Below are 22,616 nucleotides of genomic sequence, written 5' to 3' on the forward strand. Positions count from 1 at the left end.
GGACCTTCGGCGGTTAGTTACTGATCGCCAGAATACTCGCCTGATACGAGCCGACAAACACATCAAAGTCACCGACCTCGTTCTGTTCCAGCTCGGTTTGTTGCTCCAGGGACGCGCGGGCCGCAGCTTCGAACCGGGCCTGTTCTGCGGCCGGCAGCGGTTGGCTACGGAAGAACTCGGCGTGGGCCTGGCTCTGGCGCAGGGAGAACTGGGCGAAGCTTTCCTTGTGCTCGTTCATCGCCGCCAGCACCTGGGCGGACGGGGTCAGGGACGGGTCCTTGATCTTCGCCAGCTGTGCATCGAGGGCTTTGCTGTGGGTGTCAGCGCCATGGCTCTGGTCCAGCAATGCAGCCACCGGGGCGATTTTTTCCAGCAATTCGAAGGCCCATTCCTTCATGTCCACCGGCTGTCCATCGCGCTGCAGTTGCAGGCCCGGACGGCGCCCGTCCTTGACCACGCTGAGGAAGTTCGAGGTGGCGTTGCTACAGGTGTTGCTGGTCAGCAGCGGGCTGTCGTTCAGCGCGCAGTACAGCAGGAAGGCGTCCAGGAAACGTGCTTCGGGCAGGTCGATGCCGGTCGGCAGGAACGGGTTGATGTCCAGGAGGCGCACTTCAACGTACTGGATGCCCCGGGCCACCAGGGCTTGGATCGGCCGCTCGCCGGTGTAGGTCACACGTTTGGGGCGGATGTTGGAGTAGTACTCGTTCTCGATCTGCAGGATGTTGGTGTTGAGCTGGACCCATTCCCCGTCCTTGTGGGTGCCGACTTCCACGTAGGGCGCATAGGGTGTGGCCACCGCTTTGCGCAGGCTGTCGGTGTAGCTGTCCAGGTCGTTGTAGCACGGCGTCAGGCCGGCCTGGGCGTTGCTCTGGTAACCCAGGTCGCTCATGCGCAGGCTGGTGGCGTAAGGCAGGTACAGGGTGTCGGCGTCCAGTTGTTCCAACTGGTGCGAACGACCGCGCAGGAAACCGGCGTCGAGTGCCGGCGAGGCCCCGAACAGGTACATCAGCAACCAGCTGTAGCGCCGGAAGTTGCGGATCAGGGCGATGTAGGCCGAGGACTGATAGTCGCGATCGGTACCGACAAACCCTTCGGATTCCTTGAGCAGCGGCCAGAGCTTCTCCGGCAGCGAAAAGTTGTAGTGAATCCCGGCAATGCACTGCATGGTCTTGCCGTAGCGCAGGGCCAGGCCCTTGCGGTAGACGTATTTGAGCTGACCGATGTTGGAGGTGCCGTAGTAGGCGATCGGGATGTCTTCCTCGGCCGGCAACGGGCACGGCATCGATGGACTCCACAGGTACTCGTTGCCGAGTTTGCTGTAGGCAAAGCGATGAATGCTGTCCAGGCTCGCCAGGGTATCTGCCGGGTCCGGCAGGGCGGGCGTGATGAACTCCAGCAGCGACTCGGAATAGTCGGTGGTGATTTGTTCGTTGGTCAGCGCGGAACCCAATTCTTCCGGGTGCGGCGTTTGCGCCAGGCGACCTTCGCTGGTCACGCGCAGGCATTCACGTTCGATGCCGTGAAGGCACTGTTCGAGCAGAGAGAGGTTAGCGCGCTCACCGAGCAGAGCCAGGCGGCGGTTGAGAAGTTCGCTCAAGTTGGATTCCTTCACGCGTCAGTCGCCCCAATATGGGGGTGGGCAAGACGGTCTACAAGGGTGAAGTGGAAACTGGCGTTTTCGCCTGGTTTTTTCGCCGCACAGGCCTCATGCCGGTCGGTCGGCAACTGCACAATCCCTGTGGGAGCGAGCTTGCTCGCGATGAGGGCGTCTCAGTCAACATTAACGTCGTCTGACACACCGCCATCGCGAGCAAGCTCGCTCCCACAGGTTGCATTGCGCTGAAATTAACCCAAATCGATGAGCGGCATCTACAGGACAGCGAATGTGCCTTGTGCTTTTGCGACCAGTTTGTCGCCTTGCATCACGTCGGCCTCGACCACCAGCGTGCGCCGGCCCGGGTGCAGCACCCGGGCCGTGCACAGCACCTCGCCGTCCGAGACGGCGCGGATGTAGTTGATCTTGCACTCGATGGTCGCGCTCTGCTGGTCAAAGCCATGCACGCTGGAACAGGCCAGCCCCATGGCAATGTCCACCAGGCTGAACAGGGCCCCACCGTGCAGCTTGCCACCGCGATTGCGCAGCTCTGGCGCAAGGCCCAGGGCGACTTGCGCGACCCCGGTTTCCAGGCTGTGCAAACGGCAACCCAAGAGCTTGAAGAAGGCGCTTTCGGACAACCCGGCAGGGACCTCCATCAGCGTTTCTTCAATTGCTTGGCGTTGGCAAACAGCGACGCCATGGCGTTGTTGCTTGGCGCGGCCGCCGGGGTTTCCTTGCGCGGTGCGTTGTTCGAAGACTGGCGTGGAGCCGAGCCTGGACGTGCACCACGGGCACCGTCGATCTTCTCGCCGGGGGTGTCGCTCATGCGCATCGACAGGCCCACGCGTTTGCGCGGAATGTCGACTTCCATGACTTTGACCTTGACCACGTCACCGGCTTTTACCGCTTCCCGTGGGTCCTTGATGAACTTCTCGGAAAGCGCGGAGATATGCACCAAACCGTCTTGATGCACGCCGATATCCACAAATGCGCCGAAGTTGGTCACGTTGGTCACCACGCCTTCGAGGATCATCCCCAGCTGCAGGTCCTTGAGGTCTTCGACGCCTTCCTGGAACTCGGCGGTCTTGAACTCGGGACGCGGGTCGCGGCCAGGTTTTTCCAGCTCTTGCAGGATGTCGGTGACGGTTGGCAGGCCGAAGGTTTCGTCGGTGTACTTCTTCGGGTCCAGGCGCTTGAGGAAGCTTGCGTCGCCAATCAGCGAGCGGATATCACGGTCGGTCTCAGCGGCAATGCGCTGTACCAGCGGATAGGCTTCCGGGTGCACCGCCGAGGAGTCCAGCGGGTTGTCGCCGTTCATTACACGCAGGAAACCGGCGGCCTGTTCGAAGGTTTTTTCTCCCAGGCGGGCGACCTTCTTCAGTGCGGCGCGGGTCTTGAATGCGCCGTGTTCGTCGCGGTGGCTGACGATGTTCTGCGCCAGGGTCGCGTTGAGGCCGGAGATGCGTGCCAGCAGCGCCACGGAGGCGGTGTTGACGTCGACCCCGACGGCATTCACGCAGTCTTCGACCACCGCGTCCAGGCCGCGCGCAAGTTTCAACTGCGACACGTCGTGCTGGTACTGGCCGACGCCGATCGACTTCGGATCGATCTTCACCAGTTCCGCCAGCGGGTCCTGCAGGCGTCGGGCAATCGACACCGCACCACGGATCGATACGTCCAGATCCGGGAATTCCTTGGAGGCCAGCTCCGAGGCCGAGTACACCGAAGCACCGGCTTCGGAGACCATGACCTTGGTCATTTTCATCGCTGGGTATTTTTTGATCAGGTCGGCGGCCAGCTTGTCGGTTTCCCGGCTGGCGGTGCCGTTGCCGATGGCGATCAGGTCAACCGAGTGCTTGGCGCACAAGGCCGCCAGCACCGCGATGGTCTGGTCCCACTTGTTATGCGGCACGTGCGGGTAGACCGTGGCGTGGTCGAGCATCTTGCCGGTGGAGTCGACCACCGCGACCTTGCAGCCGGTGCGCAGGCCCGGGTCCAGGCCCAGGGTGGCGCGCGGGCCGGCCGGGGCGGCTAGCAGCAGGTCGTGCAGGTTGTGGGCAAAGACGTTGATAGCTTCGGTCTCGGCGCCGTCACGCAGCTCGCCCAGCAGGTCGGTTTCCAAGTGGGTGTAGAGCTTGACCTTCCAGGTCCAGCGCACCACTTCGCCCAGCCATTTGTCGGCCGGGCGGTTCTGGTTGGCGATGCCGAATTGCTGGCCGATCATGCCTTCGCACGGGTGCATGGTGCCCGGCAGTTCGTCGCCGACTTTCAGCGCGGAGCTGAGGATGCCTTCGTTGCGGCCGCGGAAAATTGCCAGTGCGCGGTGCGACGGCATGCTTTTGAGCGGTTCATCGTGTTCGAAGTAATCGCGGAACTTGGCGCCTTCCTCTTCCTTGCCGGCGATCACGCGGGCACTGAGAGTGGCTTCCTGCTTGAGGTAGCTGCGCAACTTGTCGAGCAGGTTGGCGTCTTCGGCGAAGCGCTCCATGAGGATGTACTTGGCGCCTTCGAGGGCCGCCTTGACGTCGGCCACGCCTTTCTCGGCATCGACGAAGCGCGCGGCTTCGGAGTCTGGCGCGAGGGTCGGGTCGTTGAACAGGCCGTCGGCCAGCTCGCCGAGGCCGGCTTCCAGGGCGATCTGGCCCTTGGTACGGCGCTTCTGCTTGTACGGCAGGTACAGGTCTTCGAGGCGGGTCTTGGTGTCGGCGAGCTTGATGTCACGCTCGAGTGCCGGGGTCAGCTTGCCTTGCTCCTGGATGCTGGCCAGGATGCTGATGCGCCGTTCGTCGAGTTCTCGCAGGTAGCGCAGGCGCTCTTCCAGGTGTCGCAACTGGATGTCATCGAGGCTGCCGGTCACTTCTTTCCGGTAGCGGGCGATGAAGGGCACTGTGGAGCCTTCATCGAGTAGCGCGACGGCCGCTTCGACCTGTTGTGGGCGGACACCGAGTTCCTCGGCGATGCGGCTGTTGATGCTGTCCATAAAACCACCTGACAAATTGTGAAAGCAGGCTCGCGGGCGCAGTGACTAGGCCCGGCGAGTCTGGTTGAGCGGCCTGGCCTGCGCCGCTACCTGGATCAAAAGGCATCCCATTGACCCGTGAAATCGAAAAATTACTGCCCGGCGCGGAAAAATAAAAAGCCGCCACAGACGGTAACGATCTGACGTTGCCTGACACAAAAGGCCGCGCATTATAACCAGCGTTCCGCGCTTCGGGGGCTAAAGCAACCTGTAGGCACAATGCCTGTATCGCTGGCGGTAGAGGAAAAATCTGCTAACAATGCACACGGTGCGTATAACGGCAGCTACGCCATAATGCGCGCCGAGATCAAAGGAGCATCCAATGAGCAGCACTGCACAAACTGCTGAAGGCGAAAAAATTCTAATCGTTGACGACGATCCGGGGCTCAGCAGCCTGCTGGAACGTTTTTTCGTCAGCAAGGGCTACCGTGCCCGCGCCGTACCGAACACCGAACAGATGGATCGTCTGCTGGCCCGTGAAGTGTTCAACCTGGTCGTCCTCGACCTGATGCTGCCCGGTGAAGACGGCCTGACCGCCTGCCGCCGCCTGCGTGGCGCGAACAACCAGATCCCGATCATCATGCTCACCGCCAAGGGCGACGAGTTGAGCCGCATCAAGGGCCTGGAGCTGGGAGCCGATGATTACCTGGCCAAGCCGTTCAATCCGGACGAGCTGATGGCGCGCGTCAAGGCGGTCCTGCGCCGTCAGTCGACACCGGTGCCGGGCGCGCCGGGCAGCGAAGACGAAAGCGTGAGCTTCGGTGACTACGAGCTGTCATTGGCCACCCGCGAACTCAAGCGCGGCGATGAAGTACACATGCTCACCACGGGTGAGTTCGCGGTCCTCAAGGCGCTGGTGATGAACGCGCGCCAGCCGCTGACCCGCGACAAACTGATGAATCTGGCCCGTGGCCGCGAATGGGATGCCCTGGAGCGTTCCATCGATGTACAGATCTCCCGCTTGCGCCGGATGATCGAACCCGACCCTTCCAAGCCACGTTACATCCAGACTGTCTGGGGTGTGGGCTACGTGTTCGTTCCGGACGGCACTGCGACCAAGTGATCAGTCATTTGTAGGAGCGAATCGGCCGGATAGTGCGTTATCCGGTTGATTCGTGATCCGCAACTCTGCGAGTCTCTCTCGCTCCTGCAAAGTGTGTAGCTGTGTCCTATGAAAACCCCTGTGTGGTTCCCTCAGAGTTTCTTCTCCCGCACCCTCTGGCTGGTGCTGATCGTCGTGCTTTTTTCCAAGGCGCTGACCCTGGTTTATCTATTGATGAACGAGGACGTGCTGGTGGATCGTCAGTACAGCCACGGTGTCGCCCTGACGCTGCGCGCGTACTGGGCCGCCGACGAAACCAACCGAGCTGAAATTGCCGACTCCGTCGGATTGATCCGTGTGGTCGGCGCTGGCGTGCCCGACGGTGAGCAGCATTGGCCCTACAGTGAAATCTACCAACGGCAGATGCAGGCCGAACTGGGTGGCGACACCGAAGTGCGCCTGCGTATGCACGCACCACCAGCGCTCTGGGTGCGGGCGCCGAGCCTGGGCGATGGCTGGCTGAAAGTGCCGCTGTACCCGCATCCGCTGCGGGGCCAGAAAATCTGGAGCGTGCTGGGTTGGTTCCTCGCCATCGGACTGTTATCCACCGCCTCGGCGTGGATCTTCGTCAGCCAGCTCAACCAGCCCCTCAAGCGCCTGGTGGATGCCGCGCGCCAACTGGGGCAGGGCCGCAGCGTGCGGCTGCCGATCAGCGACACGCCCAGCGAGATGGCCGAAGTGTATCGGGCCTTCAACCAGATGGCCGAGGATGTCGAGCAGGCAGGGCGTGAGCGTGAGTTGATGCTGGCGGGGGTGTCCCATGACCTGCGTACGCCCCTGACCCGCTTGCGCCTGTCGCTGGAGCTGATGGGCGGCCACAACGACCTGACGGACGACATGGTGCGCGACATCGAGGACATGGACGCGATTCTCGACCAGTTCCTGGCATTCATTCGTGATGGTCGCGACGAGTCGGTGGAGGAGGTCGACCTGAGCGACCTGGTGCGTGAAGTGGCGGCGCCCTACAACCAGAACGAAGAACGCGTGCGGCTGCGCCTGGAGCCGATCCAACCGTTTCCACTACGTCGGGTATCGATGAAGCGCCTGCTGAACAACCTGATCGGCAACGCCTTGCATCACGCTGGTAGCGATGTCGAGGTGGCGGCTTACGTCTCGGGGGATGTCAGCGCGCCGTACGTGGTGCTGAGTGTCATGGATCGCGGGGCCGGCATCGATCCGGCGGAGCTGGAGGCGATCTTCAACCCGTTCACCCGCGGCGACCGTGCCCGGGGCGGCAAGGGCACCGGGTTGGGGTTGGCCATCGTCAAGCGCATCGCGTCGATGCATGGCGGCAATGTCGAACTGCGCAACCGTTCCGGCGGTGGCCTGGAGGCGCGGGTGCGGTTGCCGTTGGGGTTGATGTTGCCTCGGGATGCGGTATAGGCGCAGCTGCGAGCTGCGAGCTACGAGCTACGAGCTATGAGCTACAAGCTACAAGCTACAAGCTACAAGAGGATCTATGTTGCTCCTTTTTTGCCGCTTGAAGCTTGAAGCTCGCCGCTCGCCGCTGCCCTCACCCCTTCCCTTTGGTCCGGGTCATGTTCGGTCCACCGTTCTTCTCCAGATGCTGGATGATCATCCCCGCCACGTCCTTGCTGGTGGTGGTTTCGATCCCTTCCAGGCCCGGTGAGGAGTTCACTTCCATCACCAGCGGTCCGTGGTTGGAGCGCAGGATGTCGACGCCGGCCACCGCCAGGCCCATGACCTTGGCCGCGCGCAATGCCGTCATGCGTTCTTCCGGGGTGATCTTGATCAGGCTGGCGCTGCCGCCACGATGCAGGTTGGAGCGGAACTCGCCCGGCTTGGCCTGACGCTTCATCGCCGCAATTACCTTGTCGCCGACCACGAAGCAGCGGATGTCCGCGCCACCGGCTTCCTTGATGTATTCCTGGACCATGATGTTCTGCTTGAGGCCCATGAACGCCTCGATCACCGACTCGGCGGCGGTCGCTGTTTCGCATAGCACCACGCCGATGCCCTGCGTCCCTTCCAGCACTTTGATCACCAGGGGCGCGCCATTGACCATGTCGATCAAGTCAGGGATGTCGTCCGGCGAGTGGGCAAAACCGGTGACCGGCAGGCCGATGCCACGGCGTGACAGCAACTGCAACGAGCGCAGTTTGTCCCGCGAGCGGGCAATCGCCACCGACTCGTTGAGCGGGAACACGCCCATCATTTCGAACTGGCGCAACACCGCGCAACCATAAAAGGTCACCGACGCGCCGATCCGCGGGATCACGGCGTCGAACCCTTCCAGGGGTTTGCCGCGGTAGTGGATCTGCGGCTTATGGCTGGCAATGTTCATATAGGCGCGCAGGGTATCGATCACCACCATCTCATGGCCGCGTTCGGTCCCGGCTTCAACCAAACGACGAGTGGAATACAGACGCGGGTTCCGCGACAGCACAGCGATCTTCATGCAACACCTGTGGAGGAGAGAGTGGACACCGGGAACACCGGCTTGTCTTGAACGTACTTGATGCCGGGATTGACCACCAACTGGCCGTCGATCAGGGCCTTGGAACCGAGGAGCAAGCGATAACGCATGGACTTGCGGCAGGCGAGGGTGAACTCGACTCGCCAGACCCGATCACCGAGTGCCAGGGTGGTGCTGATCACGTAGCGCACCTGCGCGTGACCATTGGAGCTCTTGATGGTTTTTCGTGTCACCAGCGGCGCTTCACAGCGACGGTGGCGCAACTGCACCACCGTGCCCAGGTGTGCGGTAAACCGCACCCACTTCTCGCCATCGCGCTCGAACGGCTCGATCTCGGTGGCGTGCAGGCTGGAGGTGCTGGCACCGGTGTCGATTTTCGCACGCAGGCCCGCAACTCCCAGATCAGGGAGCGCCACCCACTCGCGCAGACCGACAACGGTCAAATGGTCAAATGTCTTCAAATGTGCTCAACCGGTGAGATACCCGCTCGCACCGCAACGCGGTCGAATGGGCGGTATTCACGCAGAATAGTGGTTAAAAGGCGACAGATATCTACAGCCCGGATTGCCGCTCCTCGGATGCGGCCTGAGGAGGTGGGGCATTGTATGCTGCGGCGGTGAAATTCATGGCATGACAGAAACGGTAGTACAGTTCAGAAATATTTCAGAATGAGGAAAACCCATGGCACAAAAAAGCGAAGAGGACGACAAAGTCCGTCTCGATAAGTGGTTGTGGGCGGCGCGCTTTTACAAAACCCGCGCGCTGGCCAAGGCCGCCATCGAGAGTGGCAAGGTGCATTGTCGAGGTGAGCGCTGCAAGCCAGGCAAGGAGCCGCGCGTCGGTGACGAGTTACAGATCCGCATCGGATTTGAAGAACGCACGGTGGTGGTCCAGGCGCTATCGATCGTTCGGCGCGGCGCCCCAGAGGCCCAGGCGCTGTACGCGGAGACCGACGCCAGTATCGTCAAGCGCGAGAATGCCGCGGCACTGCGCAAGGCCGGCGCCCTGAGTGTCACTACCGACGGCAAGCCGAGCAAGAAACAGCGTCGTGACCTGTTCAAGTTTCACGGCAGCAGCCACGAATAGCGGACCAGGGATCGCCACCTGCAGGTGGCGATCCTTGCGGCGATGATTCAATCAGTTGGCAGGTACATTTCGCACTACGCTCATCCGCGAAACCACCGGCAACTGGCCCAGCAACTTGAAAAGTGGCGCGGTCAGCCGCATAAAGAACTCCGACGCCCTGGCAGCGAACGGCGTGTAGTAACCCCAGCCCAATGCCCAGACCGCCAGCAGCATACCGCCGATGTAATCGTCCTGGCCCCAGTGGGCGCCAGCTACCAGGCGCGGCAGCATGAACAGCAGGGCCAGGCTCCAGACCGTCAGCCATTGCCCCAGGGTACGGCTGAACAGGCTCATGAACAGTGCCCAGATAATCAGCACCGAGGCATGGTCCCCGGGAAAGCTCTGGCTGGAACGGTCCTTGAGTTCCCAGGTCTTTTCCAGGCCCGGGAAGTAGTCGCTCATCTGCACCGCGCCGGCAATCACCATCGACGGGCTCTGGTGTTGCCAGCCCAGGTGCGCGGCGACTTTGGAGAACAGGGTACGGATCACCAGCATCAGCAACAGAATGGCGAAGAAGCCAAAAAAAGCGCGGCGCACATCGCCGGCCTTGAACACCCAGTTGCCGCGAATCAGCAGCGCCAGCAGGATCACCCCGACCACCGCGTCAAAGGGTCTCAGGCTGGCAACCGCCCAGATGTGCAGCCAGGTCGGATTGGTCGCCAGGGGGTCATTGAGTAAATGAAAAAGCCACTCGTCGAAAATCACACACAGCATCTGCCCCGCGGGCCATAACCAGAAGCCCAGCAGGGCCAGCGGGACTAAATTACACAGCGTCAATCGGCCGAGGTCCCACCTTGCTTGGAACAGACTCGGATTGTTCATAAAATGCCTCCCATGGCGATAAATCACGCACCAAAATAGTGCGAGAAGCTGATTTTCGGCCCTTGCACACATTTTGTCATCACTTCAGATACCCAGACCTATGACTGATCTACCGGATACCGACTACACCCAGCGCTTCATTTTTGATGACAGCGATACCCGTGGCGAACTGGTTGCGCTGGAGCGCAGCTATGCCGAAGTCCTCGCCAAACACCCCTACCCGGAGCCGGTGGCGCAGATGCTTGGCGAGCTGATGGCGGCTGCGTCGCTGTTGGTCGGCACCTTGAAGTTCGATGGTTTGCTGATCCTTCAGGCGCGTTCCGAAGGCCCGGTGCCGCTCTTGATGATCGAGTGCTCGAGCGAGCGGGAAATCCGTGGCCTGGCGCGTTACGAAGCCGACCAGATCGCCCCTGATGCGACCCTCGCGGACATGATGCCCAATGGCGTCCTGGCTCTGACTGTCGACCCGACTCAGGGCCAGCGGTATCAGGGCATCGTCGATCTTGATGGTGCGACCCTGTCGGAATGCTTCACTAATTACTTCGTCATGTCCCAGCAGGTTGGTACCCGCTTCTGGCTGCATGCCGATGGCCGTCGGGCTCGTGGTCTGCTGCTGCAGCAACTGCCCGCCGACCGCCTGAAAGACGATGAAGAACGTGCCGCCAGTTGGCAGCACATCACGGCGCTGGGTGGCACCTTGACTGCCGATGAACTGCTCAGCCTGGACAACGAAACCGTGCTGCACCGTCTCTACCACGAAGAGCAGGTGCGCCTGTTTGATGTGCAGAAATTGCGCTTTCGTTGCAGCTGTTCCCGCGAGCGTTCCGGCAACGCCCTGGTCAGCCTCGGCCTGGAAGATGCCCAGACGTTGGTCGTCGAACATGGCGGCAATATCGAGATCGATTGCCAGTTCTGCAACCAGCGCTACCTGTTCGACTCGGCCGATATCGGCCAATTGTTCGCCGGTGCGGGTGTGGATACGCCGTCAGATACTCGTCACTAAAACGTTTCAGCGCAGGTAAATTCACTGCTTTGTTCCGGATTAACGCCGTACTGACGGGAGGACCCTACTCTTTTCAGGCTTTTCTGGCATAATCCGGCCCACTTTTTTCGCGGTAGTAGTGCGGGACTTTCTACTACAAAACGTTCGGAGCACTCGGCCACTGGCCGACGGGGAACCTCATGACGCAAGCCAATAACGCCGTATACACCGATCTGAGTGTTGACGATCTGGTCAAAGAAGCCCTGCAGCGCGGTGAAGGCGTGCTTGCCGATACTGGCGCGCTGGTCGTAGAAACCGGTCACCGCACCGGTCGTTCGCCGGTCGACCGTTTCATCGTTGAAGAGCCGTCCACCCAGGCAGCCATTGCCTGGGGCCCGATCAATCGCAAGTTCCCGGCCGACAAGTTCGATGCCCTGTGGGCTCGCGTCGAGGCTTTCAACAACGCGCAAGAGCATTTCGTTTCCCACGTTCACGTTGGTGCTGCCCAAGACCACTACCTGGCCGTGAAAATGACCACCCAGACTGCCTGGCAGAATCTGTTCGGTCGTTGCCTGTTCATCAACCCGGCCCAGTACAACCCGGCCGGTCGTGAAGAATGGCAAGTGCTCAACGTGGCCAACTTCGAGTGCGTGCCAGAGCGCGACGGCACCAACTCCGACGGTTGCGTGATCCTCAACTTCGCACAGAAGAAAGTGCTGATCGCCGGCATGCGTTACGCCGGTGAAATGAAGAAAGCCATGTTCTCGGTACAGAACTTCCTGCTGCCGGCCGCTGACGTGCTGCCAATGCACTGCGCCGCCAACATCGGCGAAGAAGGCGACGTGACCCTGTTCTTCGGTCTGTCGGGCACCGGCAAAACCACCCTGTCGGCCGACGAAAGCCGTTACCTGATCGGTGACGACGAACACGGCTGGGGTGAAGGCGTGGTGTTCAACATCGAAGGCGGTTGCTATGCCAAGTGCATCGACCTGTCCGAGAAGAACGAGCCGGTTATCTGGAAAGCCATCAAGCACGGTGCAGTCCTGGAAAACGTCGTGATCGACGACGCCAAGCACGCCGACTACGCCGATGTCAGCCTGACCCAGAACAGCCGCGCCGCGTACCCGCTGGAGCACGTTGCCAAGCGTTCCGAGCAGAACCTGGGTGGCGAGCCAAACGCTGTGATCTTCCTGACCTGCGACCTGACCGGCGTTCTGCCGCCAGTGTCGATCCTCAACGAAGAACAAGCGGCCTACCACTTCCTGTCCGGCTACACCGCTCTGGTGGGCTCGACTGAAATGGGTTCGGGCAGCGGCATCAAGTCGACCTTCTCCACCTGCTTCGGCGCACCGTTCTTCCCGCGTCCGGCTGGCGAATACGCAGAGCTGCTGATCAAGCGCATCCGCGGCTTCGGTTCCAAGGTCTACCTGGTCAACACCGGCTGGACCGGCGGCGGCTACGGCGTCGGCAAGCGTTTCAACATCCCGACTACCCGTGCGGTGATCGCAGCGATCCAGAGCGGCGCTCTGATCGGCACCGAGACCGAGCACCTGGACACCGTCAACCTCGACGTGCCAGTGGCCGTACCGGGCGTTGAGACTGGCCTGTTGAACCCACGCAACACCTGGGCTGACAAAGCCGCCTACGACGAAGCTGCCAAGGCCCTGGCCGGCCTGTTCATCGAGAACTTCAAGAAGTTCGACGTGAGCGACGCCATCAAGGCTGCAGGTCCTAAGCTGTAAGTGTTGGTCTGATGCAAACAAAGCCGCCCCTCGGGGCGGCTTTTTTGTGTGATTGAAGCGCTGCACAATCAGCGAATACCCAGGTAGCTGGACTGCTCAAACACCAGGCTCGCACTCAGCCCTGCCGTCGGCTGCAGGGCCGGACCCTGGACCGTAGAGAAGGCGGTGCCTTTGCTGCCATGGGAGACGTAACGCTCGCCCTGTTCCTGCTCGGTGAAGTAGGTATAGGACTCTTTGCGCATGCGTACGTAATCGGCCTCGGCTTGTTCGATGGCAGCGTGGTGCTTCTGCAGATCGGCAGTCGATAGCTGGAGCATCTTGTCGAGCTTAACGCCCCAGCGGGTCAGGCAGCGCTCGGCGAAGTGGCGAACGATCAGGCCGGGTTCCGGCAATTGTTTCGGACCACGGGTGCCCTTGAGGGAAGCGTTGCCGGCCAAGGTGCCGTGCCGGCCGGCCATGGGGTAGATATGGGTCCTGGTGCTGTTGTGAGTCTGCGGGATAACGCAGCAAAACCATTTGGAGCGTTCGTCGCGGGCAAAAAAGCCAACATACTCTTTGACGTTGGCGCCAAGTGTCACCCGCTCAGGCTGAAAATTCAGGGGGCCGGGAACAGGGTCGACGGCAAAGATATTCACCGGTACCTGTTTCAGTTCAGGATCATCGAGCATCATGTTGGCCAACATGTGACAACTTACCGCGCCGCGACTCCAGCCAACAAGATTGACAGTGGTCGGGATAATACCGTCCTTGCGGAATGTTTTGATGATTTGTTCCTGTAACTCCTGCTGGCTTACCGGACGTTTGCCGTAATTGTACTTGCGCCAGAACCATGAGCCGACTTTTTTGACCTCTTCAATGGGAATGCCGGCAGCTTTCAGGCGATTATATTCTTCTTCGCTTAGTTCGAGGCGTTGCCAGGAACTCTTGCCCTTGATGAGTTGCAGGGCGTGCTTGACGTTTTCTACCCAGCCACTGCCGAACAGGCTTCCGGCAATACCGTATTCTTCGGATTCGTAGAACATTTCGTCGGCTTGCAAGTTGCTGGTGCCGGGGCCGTCGATTACTGCCCATTCGGCAAACTCTCGACTAAGTTCGTGGCTGGCCAGGGTGGAAACAAGTTCGCCGTTCCAGTACGTATCATTCGTAGCGTCGAATTTAGTCGAGCCGGTTCCGCAGAAATATACAGTTAATGTGGTCATTGGGGGCTGCCTTAATATTTTTAATGAATAGGCAGGTTAAGTTTGAATAGCTAAGTATGGAAGGCACTTAGTGTTGCTGGGTTTTAGTGTGTGGATAACTTCAAGTTTGTTTTGGCATGCGCTGTTGCATGACTTCAAGCAAGTCACTGCCGTCTTGAATCAATAGATATAACGCGTTGACGATATGCGAAATATCCTTGACGTCCGCCTGGTTGAAACACAGGCAGTAAAAGGTTTCCAGCAAGTTGCTGGCGGCGCGGATGCGTTGTTGAGCCGCGTCGAGCAGAGCCTGGGGAGTGGCGTGGGTGTCGATGACCAGTACCGGGGTATCGCCGGCGGCAGAGCTCAGCCGACGATAGCGCTCGAAAAACGGAGTTAAGGTGCTCATGGGCAAGGTTCCGGGAGGCATATACGAAATCGCTCGGTAAGGGGCGGTTGCGCCTTGCTGCAAACTATAGGGAGTGCTGGCAAGGCGCAGCAAGATGGCCTGCATGGACGGCTGTTGTAGGGGAATTACACGACGATCGGAAGCTGGCCTACAGGCGTTTCGCGGTTTTTTTGGGCGGATGGCCAAGACGCGGATTTCCCACGTGTTGGGTAGGTTTGACGCTTGGCGTGACGGCGTCAGCTCGACAAAACTGAGTAGGATGTTTCGCATTGAAATGCACGATTCGCGAGCGTTGCAGAGTCGCGGGTCATGGGACGTTCTCCCTGTATCATTCCGTATCTTTTTATCCCCGACCTTTTCTCGACGTGCTGCACTCGCCCGCTAGGCTTTTGGCATTGCCGCCGTCAATGGAGTGACCGCTCATGCACAACACCCTCGAACAGGTCTTCGGTTATCCACAGTTTCGTCCCGGCCAGGCGGCGGCGATCAGTGCAGTGCTGGCGGGGCGCTCGGCAGCGGCGATTTTCCCCACCGGCTCCGGCAAGTCCTTGTGTTACCAGTTGCCGGCCTTGCTGTTGCCCCACCTGACGCTGGTGGTCTCGCCGCTGCTGGCGCTGATGCAGGATCAACTGGCATTCCTGCAACAGCACGGTATCGCCGCAGCCAGTATCGATTCGGCCCAGAGCCGTGATGACGCCAACGAGGTGATGGCGCGGGCGCGCAGCGGCGAGTTGAAGATCCTGATGATTTCCGTGGAGCGCCTGAAGAACGAGCGTTTTCGCAATTTTCTGCAGCAGGTGCCGATCTCGCTGCTGGTGGTGGACGAGGCACACTGCATTTCCGAGTGGGGTCATAACTTTCGCCCGGACTACCTGAAGCTGCCGGACTACCAGCGCCAGTTCAACATCCCCCAGGCCTTGTTGCTGACCGCCACCGCGACGCCCAAGGTCATCGCCGACATGCAGGCCAGGTTTGCCATTGCTCCGGATGATGTGGTCACCACCGGCTTCTATCGGGCCAACCTCAATTTGCTGGTGGAGCCGGTGCGTGGCCAGGACAAGCGTCGGCGCCTGGTGCAATGGCTGGGTCAACGGGCCGGACAGCCCAGCATCGTCTACGTGACCCTGCAGAAAACCGCCGAACAGATCGCCCAGCACCTGAGCCAGCAAGGGCTTGCGGCCGAGGCCTATCACGCCGGTCTACCCCATGATCAGCGCGAAGCGATTCAACGCCGGTTCATGGGCGGCCAGTCCAATTGCATTGTCGCCACCATCGCCTTTGGCATGGGGATCGACAAGAGCGACATCCGCAATGTGGTGCATTTCGACCTGCCCAAATCCATCGAAAACTACAGCCAGGAAATCGGTCGCGCCGGACGAGACGGTGAACCCTCCGACTGCCTGGTACTGGCCAATCGTGACAGCCTCAACGTGCTGGAAAACTTCGTTTATGGCGACACCCCGGAGCTCGATGGCATCCGCTGTGTGCTCGATGAGCTGCAAGCGTGCGCGCCGGAGGGGCAATGGGAGTTTTTGCTGGGGCCGCTGGCCGATCACAGCAACATTCGCCAGTTGCCGCTCAAGACCCTCCTGGTTCAACTGGAACTCAAGCGCCTGATCGCCCCGCGGTACGCCTATTTCGCCGAGTACCGGTTCAAGTTTGTACTGGAACCTGAAGCGCTGTTGGCACGTTTTACCGGCGAGCGCCGGGACTTTGTCGAAGCCATCATCCAGACCTCAAGCCGCGCGCGAACTTGGGTCACGGTCGATTTCGACGCGCTGTACCTGCGGTACCAGGCTGAGCGCAACCGGGTGGTCAAGGCCCTGGATTACTTTCAAGAGCAAGGCTGGATCGAGCTGGAAAGCAAACAGACGACCGAGGTCTACAGCTTGCTCCAGAGCGACTTCGATGGGCAGGCGTTGAGCCTGGACCTGCATGCGTATTTCACCCGGCACGAACGCACGGAAGTTGCGCGCATCCACGCCATGCTCGATCTGTTCGCCACCGAACACTGCCTGGGGTATCGTCTGGCGCAGTATTTCGGTGATAACAACGCGCCTCGGCAATGTGGGCATTGCTCGGTGTGCCATGGTCAGGTTGCCCGTCTGCCGGCGCCCCCCGAATTGCCGGCACTGGCGGATAAAAACTTCGAGGCCCTGTGCGGCGACTTTATCCGCAGGCACCAGGGCTTCAACGCTCAGGTGCCGAGCGCGGATCGGCTGACGCGGTTTTTGTGTGGCATCAGCATGCCGCTGTTTACCAAGCTCAAGGCCCGATCAATTCCCGGCTTTGCGGCGTTGGAGGCTTACCCTTACGCCGAGGTGCGCAGTTGGGCCGAGCACCATCTATCTGTAGGAACATCCATCTGCTGAATGTCGCCCATCAGCGTAATTGACTTCAAAAAGGCTGGCCGGCTGACTATGGTGATCGCTGTCTAAGGATCGCCAACAAGAGAGCAAACAATGAGCCAGACGCCATTCCAGATTCAGCGTGCCGCCGTGATCGGCGCAGGCACCATGGGCCGTGGCATCGTCATGTGCCTGGCCAATGCCGGGGTGCCGGTGCAGTGGGTCGACAACAATCCGCAGATGCTCGACCAGGCGCTGACGGCCATCGCCCAGACCTGGGCGCACAACGTGCGTCAGGGCCGTATCGACCAGGCCGAGGCGGATGCGCGCATCGCCAGGGTCACGGCCGCTGCGGACTACGCGGCGATCAGCGAGGTGGACCTGGTGATCGAGGCGGTCTACGAAAACCTCGAGCTCAAGCAGCAGATCTTTCGCCAGCTCGACGCGCTGCTCAAGCCCCAGGCAATCCTGGCCAGTAATACCTCGGCCCTGGACATCGACGCCATTGCCGCGGTCACCCAGCGCCCACAACAAGTGCTGGGCCTGCACTTCTTCAGCCCGGCGCACATCATGAAACTGCTGGAAATCGTCCGTGGTGCGCACACCGCCCCGGCGGTACTGCAGGCAGCCAAGGTCCTGGGCGAACGCATGGGCAAGGTCAGTGTGGTGGCGGGTAACTGCTTCGGCTTTATCGGCAACCGGATGCTCAATACCTATGTGCTCGAGGCGCGCAAAATGTTGCTCGAGGGCGCATTTCCCTACCAGGTCGATGCCGCGCTGCAGGGCTTCGGTTTTGCCATGGGGCCGTTTCGTATGTACGACGTGGTCGGTATCGATCTCGGCTGGCGCGCCCGCGAGTTGGCCGGTGTCGGCCAGGATGAGGATGAAATCCAGTTGGATAACCGCCTGTGCGAGCAAGGACGTTTCGGCCAGAAGAGCGGCAACGGCTACTACCACTACGAGCCGGGCAGCCGCCAGGCCGAGCACGATCCTGAGGTCGATGCGCAGGTCTTGCGGGTCAGTGAGCAGCTCGGTTATCAACGCCGCGAGATCGGCACTGAAGAGATCCTCGAGCGCTGCCTGCTGGCATTGGTCAACGAGGGGGCCAAGATTCTCCAGGAAGGCATTGCCGAATCCGCGCGGGACATCGATCTGGTTTACCTGAACGGCTACGGGTTCCCGGCGGACAAGGGCGGGCCGATGGCATGGGCGGACCAGCAAGGGTTGGCCGCGATTGAGGCGCGATTGTTGCGCCTGGAGGCGGAGCAGGGCGCCTTGTGGAAGCCTGCCGGGATCATCCGCGAACTGGCCGCCAGTGGTGGACAGCTGGCGCGGTACCAGGCTGACTGAGCCCCGCTGCAGCCACTACACTGCCAGCCCCTTTGCACGAGAAACCTCATGACTGACCGCATGCCCCAACGCGCCGACTACCGGCACTTCCAGCCGATCATTACTCGCTGGCACGACAACGATGTGTATGGCCATGTGAACAATGTGACCTACTACAGCTTCTTCGACACGGCGGTGAACACCTACCTGATCGAGGTCGGTGGCCTGGATATCCATGACGGCGAAGTGGTCGGGTTTGTGGTGAGTTCGGCGTGCGATTACTTCGCCTCGATTGCGTTCCCCGAGCGCATCGACATCGGCCTGCGGGTCGGCAAGCTGGGCAACAGTTCGGTGCAGTACGAACTGGCTGTGTTCAAGGCCGGAGAGGAGGATGCCTGTGCGGCCGGGCGCTTTGTCCACGTGTTTGTCGATCGGGCTTCGAACCAACCGGTGACCATCCCTGCCGGGCTGCGTGAGGCGTTGGAGCGATTGCTGGCCTGAAACGAAAAATCGCAGCCCGAGGGCTGCGATTCTTTTACGCGGGATTTGCGTGATGCGACGGGGTCAGTCGCGATAATGCTTGTGCTTGCGGTGGCCATAGGCATGGCCACGGCCAGGGTGACCATTACGGTAATAGCGACGGTCATCGCGACCACCGCGGTAGCGACGATCATCACGATCGTCACGGTCGTCGTCATAGCTTTTATTACCCATGTAGTTACCCAGCGCACCACCGGCACCGCCGCCGGCTGCTGCGCCGATCAGGCTGCCCGAGGTACCGCCGACGCTGCGACCGACCACGTTGCCGCCGGCTGCGCCCAGCGCACCGCCGATCGCGGCTTCGCCACGGCTGCGTTTGTCGGCGCCCACCGCACTACCACCAGCACCGCCCAGTGCTGCACCAATGGTTGAGCCAGTGCTGCCGCCCAGTGACTGACCGACGACTGAGCCAAGAACCCCGCCCAATGCGCCGCCCACACCGGCTTCGGTGGTGCCTCCAGCTGACGCGACGCCACTGATCAGGCCAAGGGACAACAAGAGAATCGAGGAGAACTTCATAGAGGAGCCTCAGAGGGATGACGCCGCGATCCTGAGGCTGTGACAGGTTGGTTACAATCGAAATCCGACGAGTAACACGACCTTCGCACATTTTGCTAAGTTGTTGTTTTTGCTGCGGAACTTAATTGAATTTTGCAGGTCTTTAGTTACTTGAGACAGGCCGCTTTGCTAACAAAGCGGCCTTTTTTGTGGGCGTTGGTTAAGCGCAGGCGGCCGACAATTCGACGCCAGGCTTCAGGCCGACCTGGCCTTGATCAAGCCACTGGCACTCGCCGCTTCCAGGCGGATCGCGACAAACTTGGACGTCGGGGTGTGACTGCCATCCCCGGTGCTTTCCAGCGGCACCAAGGGGTTCACTTCCGGGTAATACGCCGCCGCTTGTCCGGCGGGTATATCGAACGCCAACAAGGTGAAGCCCTTCACCCGACGCTCGCGGCCATCATCCCAGATCGACACGATGTCAGCCTTCTGCCCTGGCTTGAAGCCCAGGCGGATGATGTCGGCTTCGTTGACGAACAGCACATCGCGCTGGCCCTTGACCCCACGATAACGGTCATCAAGACCATAGATGGTGGTGTTGTACTGATCGTGGGAGCGCATGGACTGCATGATCAAGTCTGGCAACTGCCCTGTGGCCCTGGTGCGTTCGTGCACCAGGTCGAGCGGCAAGGCATTGGCGCGGAAGTTGGCGCGGCCTGACGGGGTGTTCCAACGCCGTTCGCCGGCGCTGTTGCCCAGGTAGAAACCGCCTGGGTGCTCGATCTTCTGGTTGAAGTCCTTGAAGCCCGGAATGGTGTCGGCGATCAACTCGCGAATGCGTCGGTAGTCGGCCACCAGCCAGTTCCAGTCCACGGGAGCGCTGCCCAGGGTGGCTGCGGCGATGCCGGCGACGATCGACGGCTCGGAGCGCATCAGCCTGGACAGCGGATTCAACTGGCCATTGGAGGCGTGGACCATGCTGAACGAATCCTCCACGGTCACCGCTTGCGCCCCTTCGGTCTGCAGGTCGATGTCGGTACGGCCCAGGCACGGCAGGATCAAGGCGGCTTTACCGTGGGCCAGGTGGCTGCGGTTGAGCTTGGTGCTGATCTGCACGGTGAGGTCGCAGTTGCTCAGGGCCTGGAAGGTCCGTGGGCTGTCCGGCGTGGCTTGGGCAAAGTTGCCGCCCAGGCCGATAAAGACTTTCGAGCGACCTTCGAGCATCGCGTGGATGGCTTCGACCACGTTGTGGCCATTGTCGCGTGGCACCTTGAACTGGAAGCGCCGCTCCAGCGCATCGAGGAACGCCACCGGTGGCCGTTCGTTGATGCCCATGGTCCGGTCGCCTTGCACGTTACTGTGGCCACGCACCGGGCACAGGCCCGCGCCCGGGCGCCCGATGTTGCCGCGCAGCAGCATCAGGTTGGCGATTTCCTGGATGGTCGGCACCGAGTGGCGGTGCTGGGTGATGCCCATGGCCCAGCACATGATCACGTTCTTGCCGGCCGCGTACATGCGCGCGGCTTGCTCGACTTCTTCCAGGCTCAACCCGGACTGTTCGACGATCTGTTCCCACGGGGTGTCGTCGATCTGGCTCAGATAGTCGAGGATGTTGACCGTGTGCTCGTTGAGGAAGTCATGGTCGAATACCGAAGGCGCGCCGCTGGACTGTGCTTCGCGTTCCCACTGCAGGAGGAACTTGGCCATGCCGCGCAACAACGCCATGTCGCCACCCAGCGCCGGGCGCAGATAGGCGGTGTTGGTCGGCTTGTCGCCGTTGGTGAGCATTTCGATCGGGTGCTGCGGGTGCTGGAAGCGCTCCAGGCCACGCTCCTTGAGCGGGTTGATGCAGACCACCTGGGCACCGCGCTTTACCGCTTCACGCAGCGGCTCGAGCATCCGTGGATGGTTGGTCCCGGGGTTCTGGCCCCAGACGAAAATCGCGTCGGCATGTTCGAAATCATCGAAGGTCACCGTGCCTTTGCCCACCCCGACACTCTGCGCCAGCGCTACGCCACTGGCTTCGTGGCACATGTTCGAGCAATCCGGGAAGTTGTTGGTGCCGAATGCGCGGACAAACAGTTGGTACAGATAGGCTGCTTCATTGCTGGCACGGCCCGAGGTGTAGAACTCGGCCTGGTCAGGGCTCGCCAGGTTTTGCAGGTGCTGGCCGATCAGCGCGAACGCGGCCTCCCAGCTGATGGGCTGGTAACGATCGGTCTCGGCGTTGTAGCTCATCGGCTCGGTCAGGCGACCCTGGTATTCGAGCCAGTAGTCGCTCTGCTCCAGCAATGCGCTGACGCTGTGCTTGGCGAAAAACGCCGCGTCGACCCGGCGCTTGGTGGCCTCCCAGTTGACCGCCTTGGCGCCGTTTTCGCAGAACTTGACCATGCCGCTTTCCGGCGAATCGCCCCAGGCACAGCCCGGGCAGTCGAACCCGCCGTTCTGGTTGGTCTTGAGCATCATGCGGATGTTTTTCAGCGCGTTGTCGCTGGTCAACCACGCCTGGGCGACACTGATCAGCGCGCCCCAGCCACCGGCTGGGCCCTTGTAGGGCTTGTAGCGTGGAGTGGGTGTCTGGTCGGCTTGATGATGAGTGCTCACGCTTGATTCTCCATCGCAGGGCTATACACCCGCGGCGCACTTTTGTGCGGCAAGTGGATGAGATTGAGGTTGTGCCGGCGCGCCCACTGCAGGGCAAGGCCGGTGGGCGACGACAGGCTGACCAGGGTCTGGATCCCGGCGCGCAGGGCTTTCTGGATCAGTTCCAGGCTGCAGCGACTGGTGACAATCGCCACCCCGCCCGCCGTCGGGATGTCCAGCCGGACCAGGGCGCCGATCAGCTTGTCGAGGGCGTTGTGCCGGCCGATGTCTTCGCGGCCCAGCAGCAACTCGCCCTGGTTATTCATGAACACCGCCGCGTGCACCGCCCCGCAGTGCTGCCCCAGGGGTTGGAAGGCATTGATGCGCTGGCGCAAGCCCTCCAGCCATTCGGCCGGCGGCAGGGGCGCACCAGGCAAGACGGCGAGCTGCGGCAGGGCCTGCTCCACGGCCTCGACGCCACACAGCCCGCAGCCGCTGGTACCGGCCAGTTGCCGACGCTGCTGCTTGAGGTTCCAGAACGCACGGCTGGCAATATTGACCTGGGCGTACTGCGCAGAGCCCGAGCCGCTGAGTTGCATGTCGTAGATATCGCTCAGGTCACTGACGATCCCGCTGCCCAGGCTGAAGCCGACGATAAAGTCTTCGAGATCGGTCGGGGTCACCAGCATCACTGCCTGACTGATGCCGTTGTAGGCAATCGCCAGCGCGACCTCTTCAGCCAGTGCGGTGCTGGCGCTGGCACTGAGGTCGAGGTTGCAATACTGATAGCTCTGACTGGCGGCGGGCGCGGGCGTGTCGAGGGCGGGCGCCGCGCAGGTCGGGCGCTTGGCGTTCATGGGGCTGTACCGGCGGGTTATCCAGCTTTAAGCCTAGGCGCGGCAAAG

General features: G+C 61.2%; 19 protein-coding genes. 8 read left to right on the forward strand and 11 right to left on the reverse strand.

Annotated features, from left to right (window positions below; genetic code table 11):
* Positions 1-13: 13 nt before the first annotated feature.
* The 3 genes from gshA to ACM6IP_RS11545 all read right to left on the reverse strand — a co-directional run bounded on the left by gshA (position 14) and on the right by ACM6IP_RS11545 (position 4,577).
* Positions 14-1,597 carry a glutamate--cysteine ligase gene (gene gshA / locus ACM6IP_RS11535; RefSeq protein WP_095167482.1) on the reverse strand — a complete coding sequence of 528 codons (1,584 nt, stop codon included), beginning with the start codon at positions 1,595-1,597 and terminating at the stop codon, positions 14-16.
* 272 nt (positions 1,598-1,869) lie between these two features.
* A complete protein-coding gene (locus ACM6IP_RS11540; RefSeq protein WP_095167480.1) occupies positions 1,870-2,253 on the reverse strand; it encodes a PaaI family thioesterase in 384 nt (127 codons plus the stop codon).
* Positions 2,253-4,577: a Tex family protein gene (locus ACM6IP_RS11545; RefSeq protein ID WP_414861520.1), complete on the reverse strand. Its 2,325-nt coding sequence runs from the start codon at positions 4,575-4,577 to the stop codon at positions 2,253-2,255. Before ACM6IP_RS11545 ends, ACM6IP_RS11540 begins: the two co-directional genes overlap by 1 nt.
* Before the next feature lie 361 nt (positions 4,578-4,938).
* Here ACM6IP_RS11545 and ompR point away from each other — a divergent pair, with 361 nt between their 5' ends.
* Both ompR and ACM6IP_RS11555 read left to right on the forward strand, forming a co-directional pair.
* Entirely contained in the window at positions 4,939-5,679 is a 741-nt protein-coding gene (ompR, locus tag ACM6IP_RS11550) for a two-component system response regulator OmpR (protein ID WP_095167476.1), read from the forward strand.
* Between the two features lie 108 nt (positions 5,680-5,787).
* The gene (locus tag ACM6IP_RS11555) at positions 5,788-7,101 is read left to right on the forward strand and encodes an ATP-binding protein (protein ID WP_095167474.1); all 1,314 of its coding nucleotides are present in this window, start codon (positions 5,788-5,790) and stop codon (positions 7,099-7,101) included.
* 130 nt (positions 7,102-7,231) lie between these two features.
* On the opposite strand, the gene rimK is transcribed toward ACM6IP_RS11555, so the two are convergent.
* Both rimK and ACM6IP_RS11565 read right to left on the reverse strand, forming a co-directional pair.
* A complete protein-coding gene (rimK, locus tag ACM6IP_RS11560) occupies positions 7,232-8,137 on the reverse strand; it encodes a 30S ribosomal protein S6--L-glutamate ligase (protein ID WP_095167472.1) in 906 nt (301 codons plus the stop codon).
* Positions 8,134-8,556: an ATP-dependent zinc protease gene (locus ACM6IP_RS11565; protein WP_237234996.1), complete on the reverse strand. Its 423-nt coding sequence runs from the start codon at positions 8,554-8,556 to the stop codon at positions 8,134-8,136. Before ACM6IP_RS11565 ends, rimK begins: the two co-directional genes overlap by 4 nt.
* A gap of 280 nt (positions 8,557-8,836) precedes the next feature.
* On the opposite strand from ACM6IP_RS11565, the gene ACM6IP_RS11570 reads away from it, so the two are divergent.
* Positions 8,837-9,241, forward strand: coding sequence for an RNA-binding S4 domain-containing protein (locus tag ACM6IP_RS11570; RefSeq protein ID WP_159993136.1), 405 nt, complete (start codon positions 8,837-8,839; stop codon positions 9,239-9,241).
* A gap of 51 nt (positions 9,242-9,292) precedes the next feature.
* On the opposite strand, the gene ACM6IP_RS11575 is transcribed toward ACM6IP_RS11570, so the two are convergent.
* A complete protein-coding gene (locus tag ACM6IP_RS11575; RefSeq protein ID WP_095167466.1) occupies positions 9,293-10,102 on the reverse strand; it encodes a phosphatase PAP2 family protein in 810 nt (269 codons plus the stop codon).
* A gap of 100 nt (positions 10,103-10,202) precedes the next feature.
* Here ACM6IP_RS11575 and hslO point away from each other — a divergent pair, with 100 nt between their 5' ends.
* Together hslO and ACM6IP_RS11585 are read left to right on the forward strand one after the other, a co-directional pair.
* Entirely contained in the window at positions 10,203-11,105 is a 903-nt protein-coding gene (gene hslO, locus ACM6IP_RS11580) for an Hsp33 family molecular chaperone HslO (protein ID WP_414861521.1), read from the forward strand.
* A 179-nt stretch (positions 11,106-11,284) separates the two neighbouring features.
* On the forward strand, positions 11,285-12,826 hold the full coding sequence (locus tag ACM6IP_RS11585) for a phosphoenolpyruvate carboxykinase (protein ID WP_414861522.1): 1,542 nt from the start codon (positions 11,285-11,287) through the stop codon (positions 12,824-12,826).
* A gap of 68 nt (positions 12,827-12,894) precedes the next feature.
* Here ACM6IP_RS11585 and ACM6IP_RS11590 read toward each other — a convergent pair whose 3' ends face one another.
* Both ACM6IP_RS11590 and ACM6IP_RS11595 read right to left on the reverse strand, forming a co-directional pair.
* Positions 12,895-14,025 carry a hypothetical protein gene (locus ACM6IP_RS11590; RefSeq protein WP_414861523.1) on the reverse strand — a complete coding sequence of 377 codons (1,131 nt, stop codon included), beginning with the start codon at positions 14,023-14,025 and terminating at the stop codon, positions 12,895-12,897.
* Positions 14,026-14,125: 100 nt separating this feature from the next.
* Positions 14,126-14,413 (reverse strand): hypothetical protein, encoded by a 288-nt coding sequence (locus tag ACM6IP_RS11595; protein ID WP_095167457.1) that lies wholly within the window; start codon positions 14,411-14,413, stop codon positions 14,126-14,128.
* 422 nt (positions 14,414-14,835) lie between these two features.
* Between ACM6IP_RS11595 and ACM6IP_RS11600 the strand changes: the two genes are divergently transcribed.
* From ACM6IP_RS11600 to ACM6IP_RS11610, 3 genes are all read left to right on the forward strand, one after another.
* Positions 14,836-16,785, forward strand: coding sequence for an ATP-dependent DNA helicase RecQ (locus ACM6IP_RS11600; RefSeq protein WP_414861524.1), 1,950 nt, complete (start codon positions 14,836-14,838; stop codon positions 16,783-16,785).
* Positions 16,786-16,875: 90 nt separating this feature from the next.
* Positions 16,876-18,111, forward strand: a complete 1,236-nt coding sequence (locus tag ACM6IP_RS11605) for a 3-hydroxyacyl-CoA dehydrogenase NAD-binding domain-containing protein (protein ID WP_414861525.1) — start codon at positions 16,876-16,878, stop codon at positions 18,109-18,111.
* A gap of 48 nt (positions 18,112-18,159) precedes the next feature.
* Complete coding sequence (locus ACM6IP_RS11610; RefSeq protein ID WP_095167452.1) at positions 18,160-18,591, forward strand: acyl-CoA thioesterase; 432 nt, start codon at positions 18,160-18,162, stop codon at positions 18,589-18,591.
* 63 nt (positions 18,592-18,654) lie between these two features.
* Here the strand turns inward: ACM6IP_RS11610 and ACM6IP_RS11615 are convergent, their stop codons facing one another.
* The 3 genes from ACM6IP_RS11615 to fdhD all read right to left on the reverse strand — a co-directional run bounded on the left by ACM6IP_RS11615 (position 18,655) and on the right by fdhD (position 22,568).
* A complete protein-coding gene (locus tag ACM6IP_RS11615; protein WP_095167450.1) occupies positions 18,655-19,149 on the reverse strand; it encodes a glycine zipper domain-containing protein in 495 nt (164 codons plus the stop codon).
* A 234-nt stretch (positions 19,150-19,383) separates the two neighbouring features.
* Positions 19,384-21,732, reverse strand: a complete 2,349-nt coding sequence (locus ACM6IP_RS11620; RefSeq protein WP_414861526.1) for an FdhF/YdeP family oxidoreductase — start codon at positions 21,730-21,732, stop codon at positions 19,384-19,386.
* Positions 21,729-22,568 (reverse strand): formate dehydrogenase accessory sulfurtransferase FdhD, encoded by an 840-nt coding sequence (gene fdhD / locus ACM6IP_RS11625; protein ID WP_414861527.1) that lies wholly within the window; start codon positions 22,566-22,568, stop codon positions 21,729-21,731. Before fdhD ends, ACM6IP_RS11620 begins: the two co-directional genes overlap by 4 nt.
* Between the last annotated feature and the right edge of the window lie 48 nt (positions 22,569-22,616).

The organism is Pseudomonas sp. IT-P176 (assembly GCF_949767245.1).
Taxonomy (GTDB): Bacteria; Pseudomonadota; Gammaproteobacteria; order Pseudomonadales; family Pseudomonadaceae; genus Aquipseudomonas.

Bases quoted from the DNA above. Each gene is read 5' to 3' on its own strand.
- ompR (WP_095167476.1), top strand. From the start codon at position 4,939: ATGAGCAGCACTGCACAAACTGCTGAAGGCGAAAAAATTCTAATCGTT.
- rimK (WP_095167472.1), bottom strand. From the start codon at position 8,137: ATGAAGATCGCTGTGCTGTCGCGGAACCCGCGTCTGTATTCCACTCGT.
- ACM6IP_RS11555 (WP_095167474.1), top strand. From the start codon at position 5,788: ATGAAAACCCCTGTGTGGTTCCCTCAGAGTTTCTTCTCCCGCACCCTC.
- ACM6IP_RS11595 (WP_095167457.1), bottom strand. From the start codon at position 14,413: ATGAGCACCTTAACTCCGTTTTTCGAGCGCTATCGTCGGCTGAGCTCT.
- ACM6IP_RS11575 (WP_095167466.1), bottom strand. From the start codon at position 10,102: ATGAACAATCCGAGTCTGTTCCAAGCAAGGTGGGACCTCGGCCGATTG.
- ACM6IP_RS11610 (WP_095167452.1), top strand. From the start codon at position 18,160: ATGACTGACCGCATGCCCCAACGCGCCGACTACCGGCACTTCCAGCCG.
- ACM6IP_RS11590 (WP_414861523.1), bottom strand. From the start codon at position 14,025: ATGACCACATTAACTGTATATTTCTGCGGAACCGGCTCGACTAAATTC.
- ACM6IP_RS11600 (WP_414861524.1), top strand. From the start codon at position 14,836: ATGCACAACACCCTCGAACAGGTCTTCGGTTATCCACAGTTTCGTCCC.
- ACM6IP_RS11570 (WP_159993136.1), top strand. From the start codon at position 8,837: ATGGCACAAAAAAGCGAAGAGGACGACAAAGTCCGTCTCGATAAGTGG.
- ACM6IP_RS11540 (WP_095167480.1), bottom strand. From the start codon at position 2,253: ATGGAGGTCCCTGCCGGGTTGTCCGAAAGCGCCTTCTTCAAGCTCTTG.
- hslO (WP_414861521.1), top strand. From the start codon at position 10,203: ATGACTGATCTACCGGATACCGACTACACCCAGCGCTTCATTTTTGAT.
- ACM6IP_RS11615 (WP_095167450.1), bottom strand. From the start codon at position 19,149: ATGAAGTTCTCCTCGATTCTCTTGTTGTCCCTTGGCCTGATCAGTGGC.
- ACM6IP_RS11585 (WP_414861522.1), top strand. From the start codon at position 11,285: ATGACGCAAGCCAATAACGCCGTATACACCGATCTGAGTGTTGACGAT.
- ACM6IP_RS11605 (WP_414861525.1), top strand. From the start codon at position 16,876: ATGAGCCAGACGCCATTCCAGATTCAGCGTGCCGCCGTGATCGGCGCA.
- fdhD (WP_414861527.1), bottom strand. From the start codon at position 22,568: ATGAACGCCAAGCGCCCGACCTGCGCGGCGCCCGCCCTCGACACGCCC.
- ACM6IP_RS11545 (WP_414861520.1), bottom strand. From the start codon at position 4,577: ATGGACAGCATCAACAGCCGCATCGCCGAGGAACTCGGTGTCCGCCCA.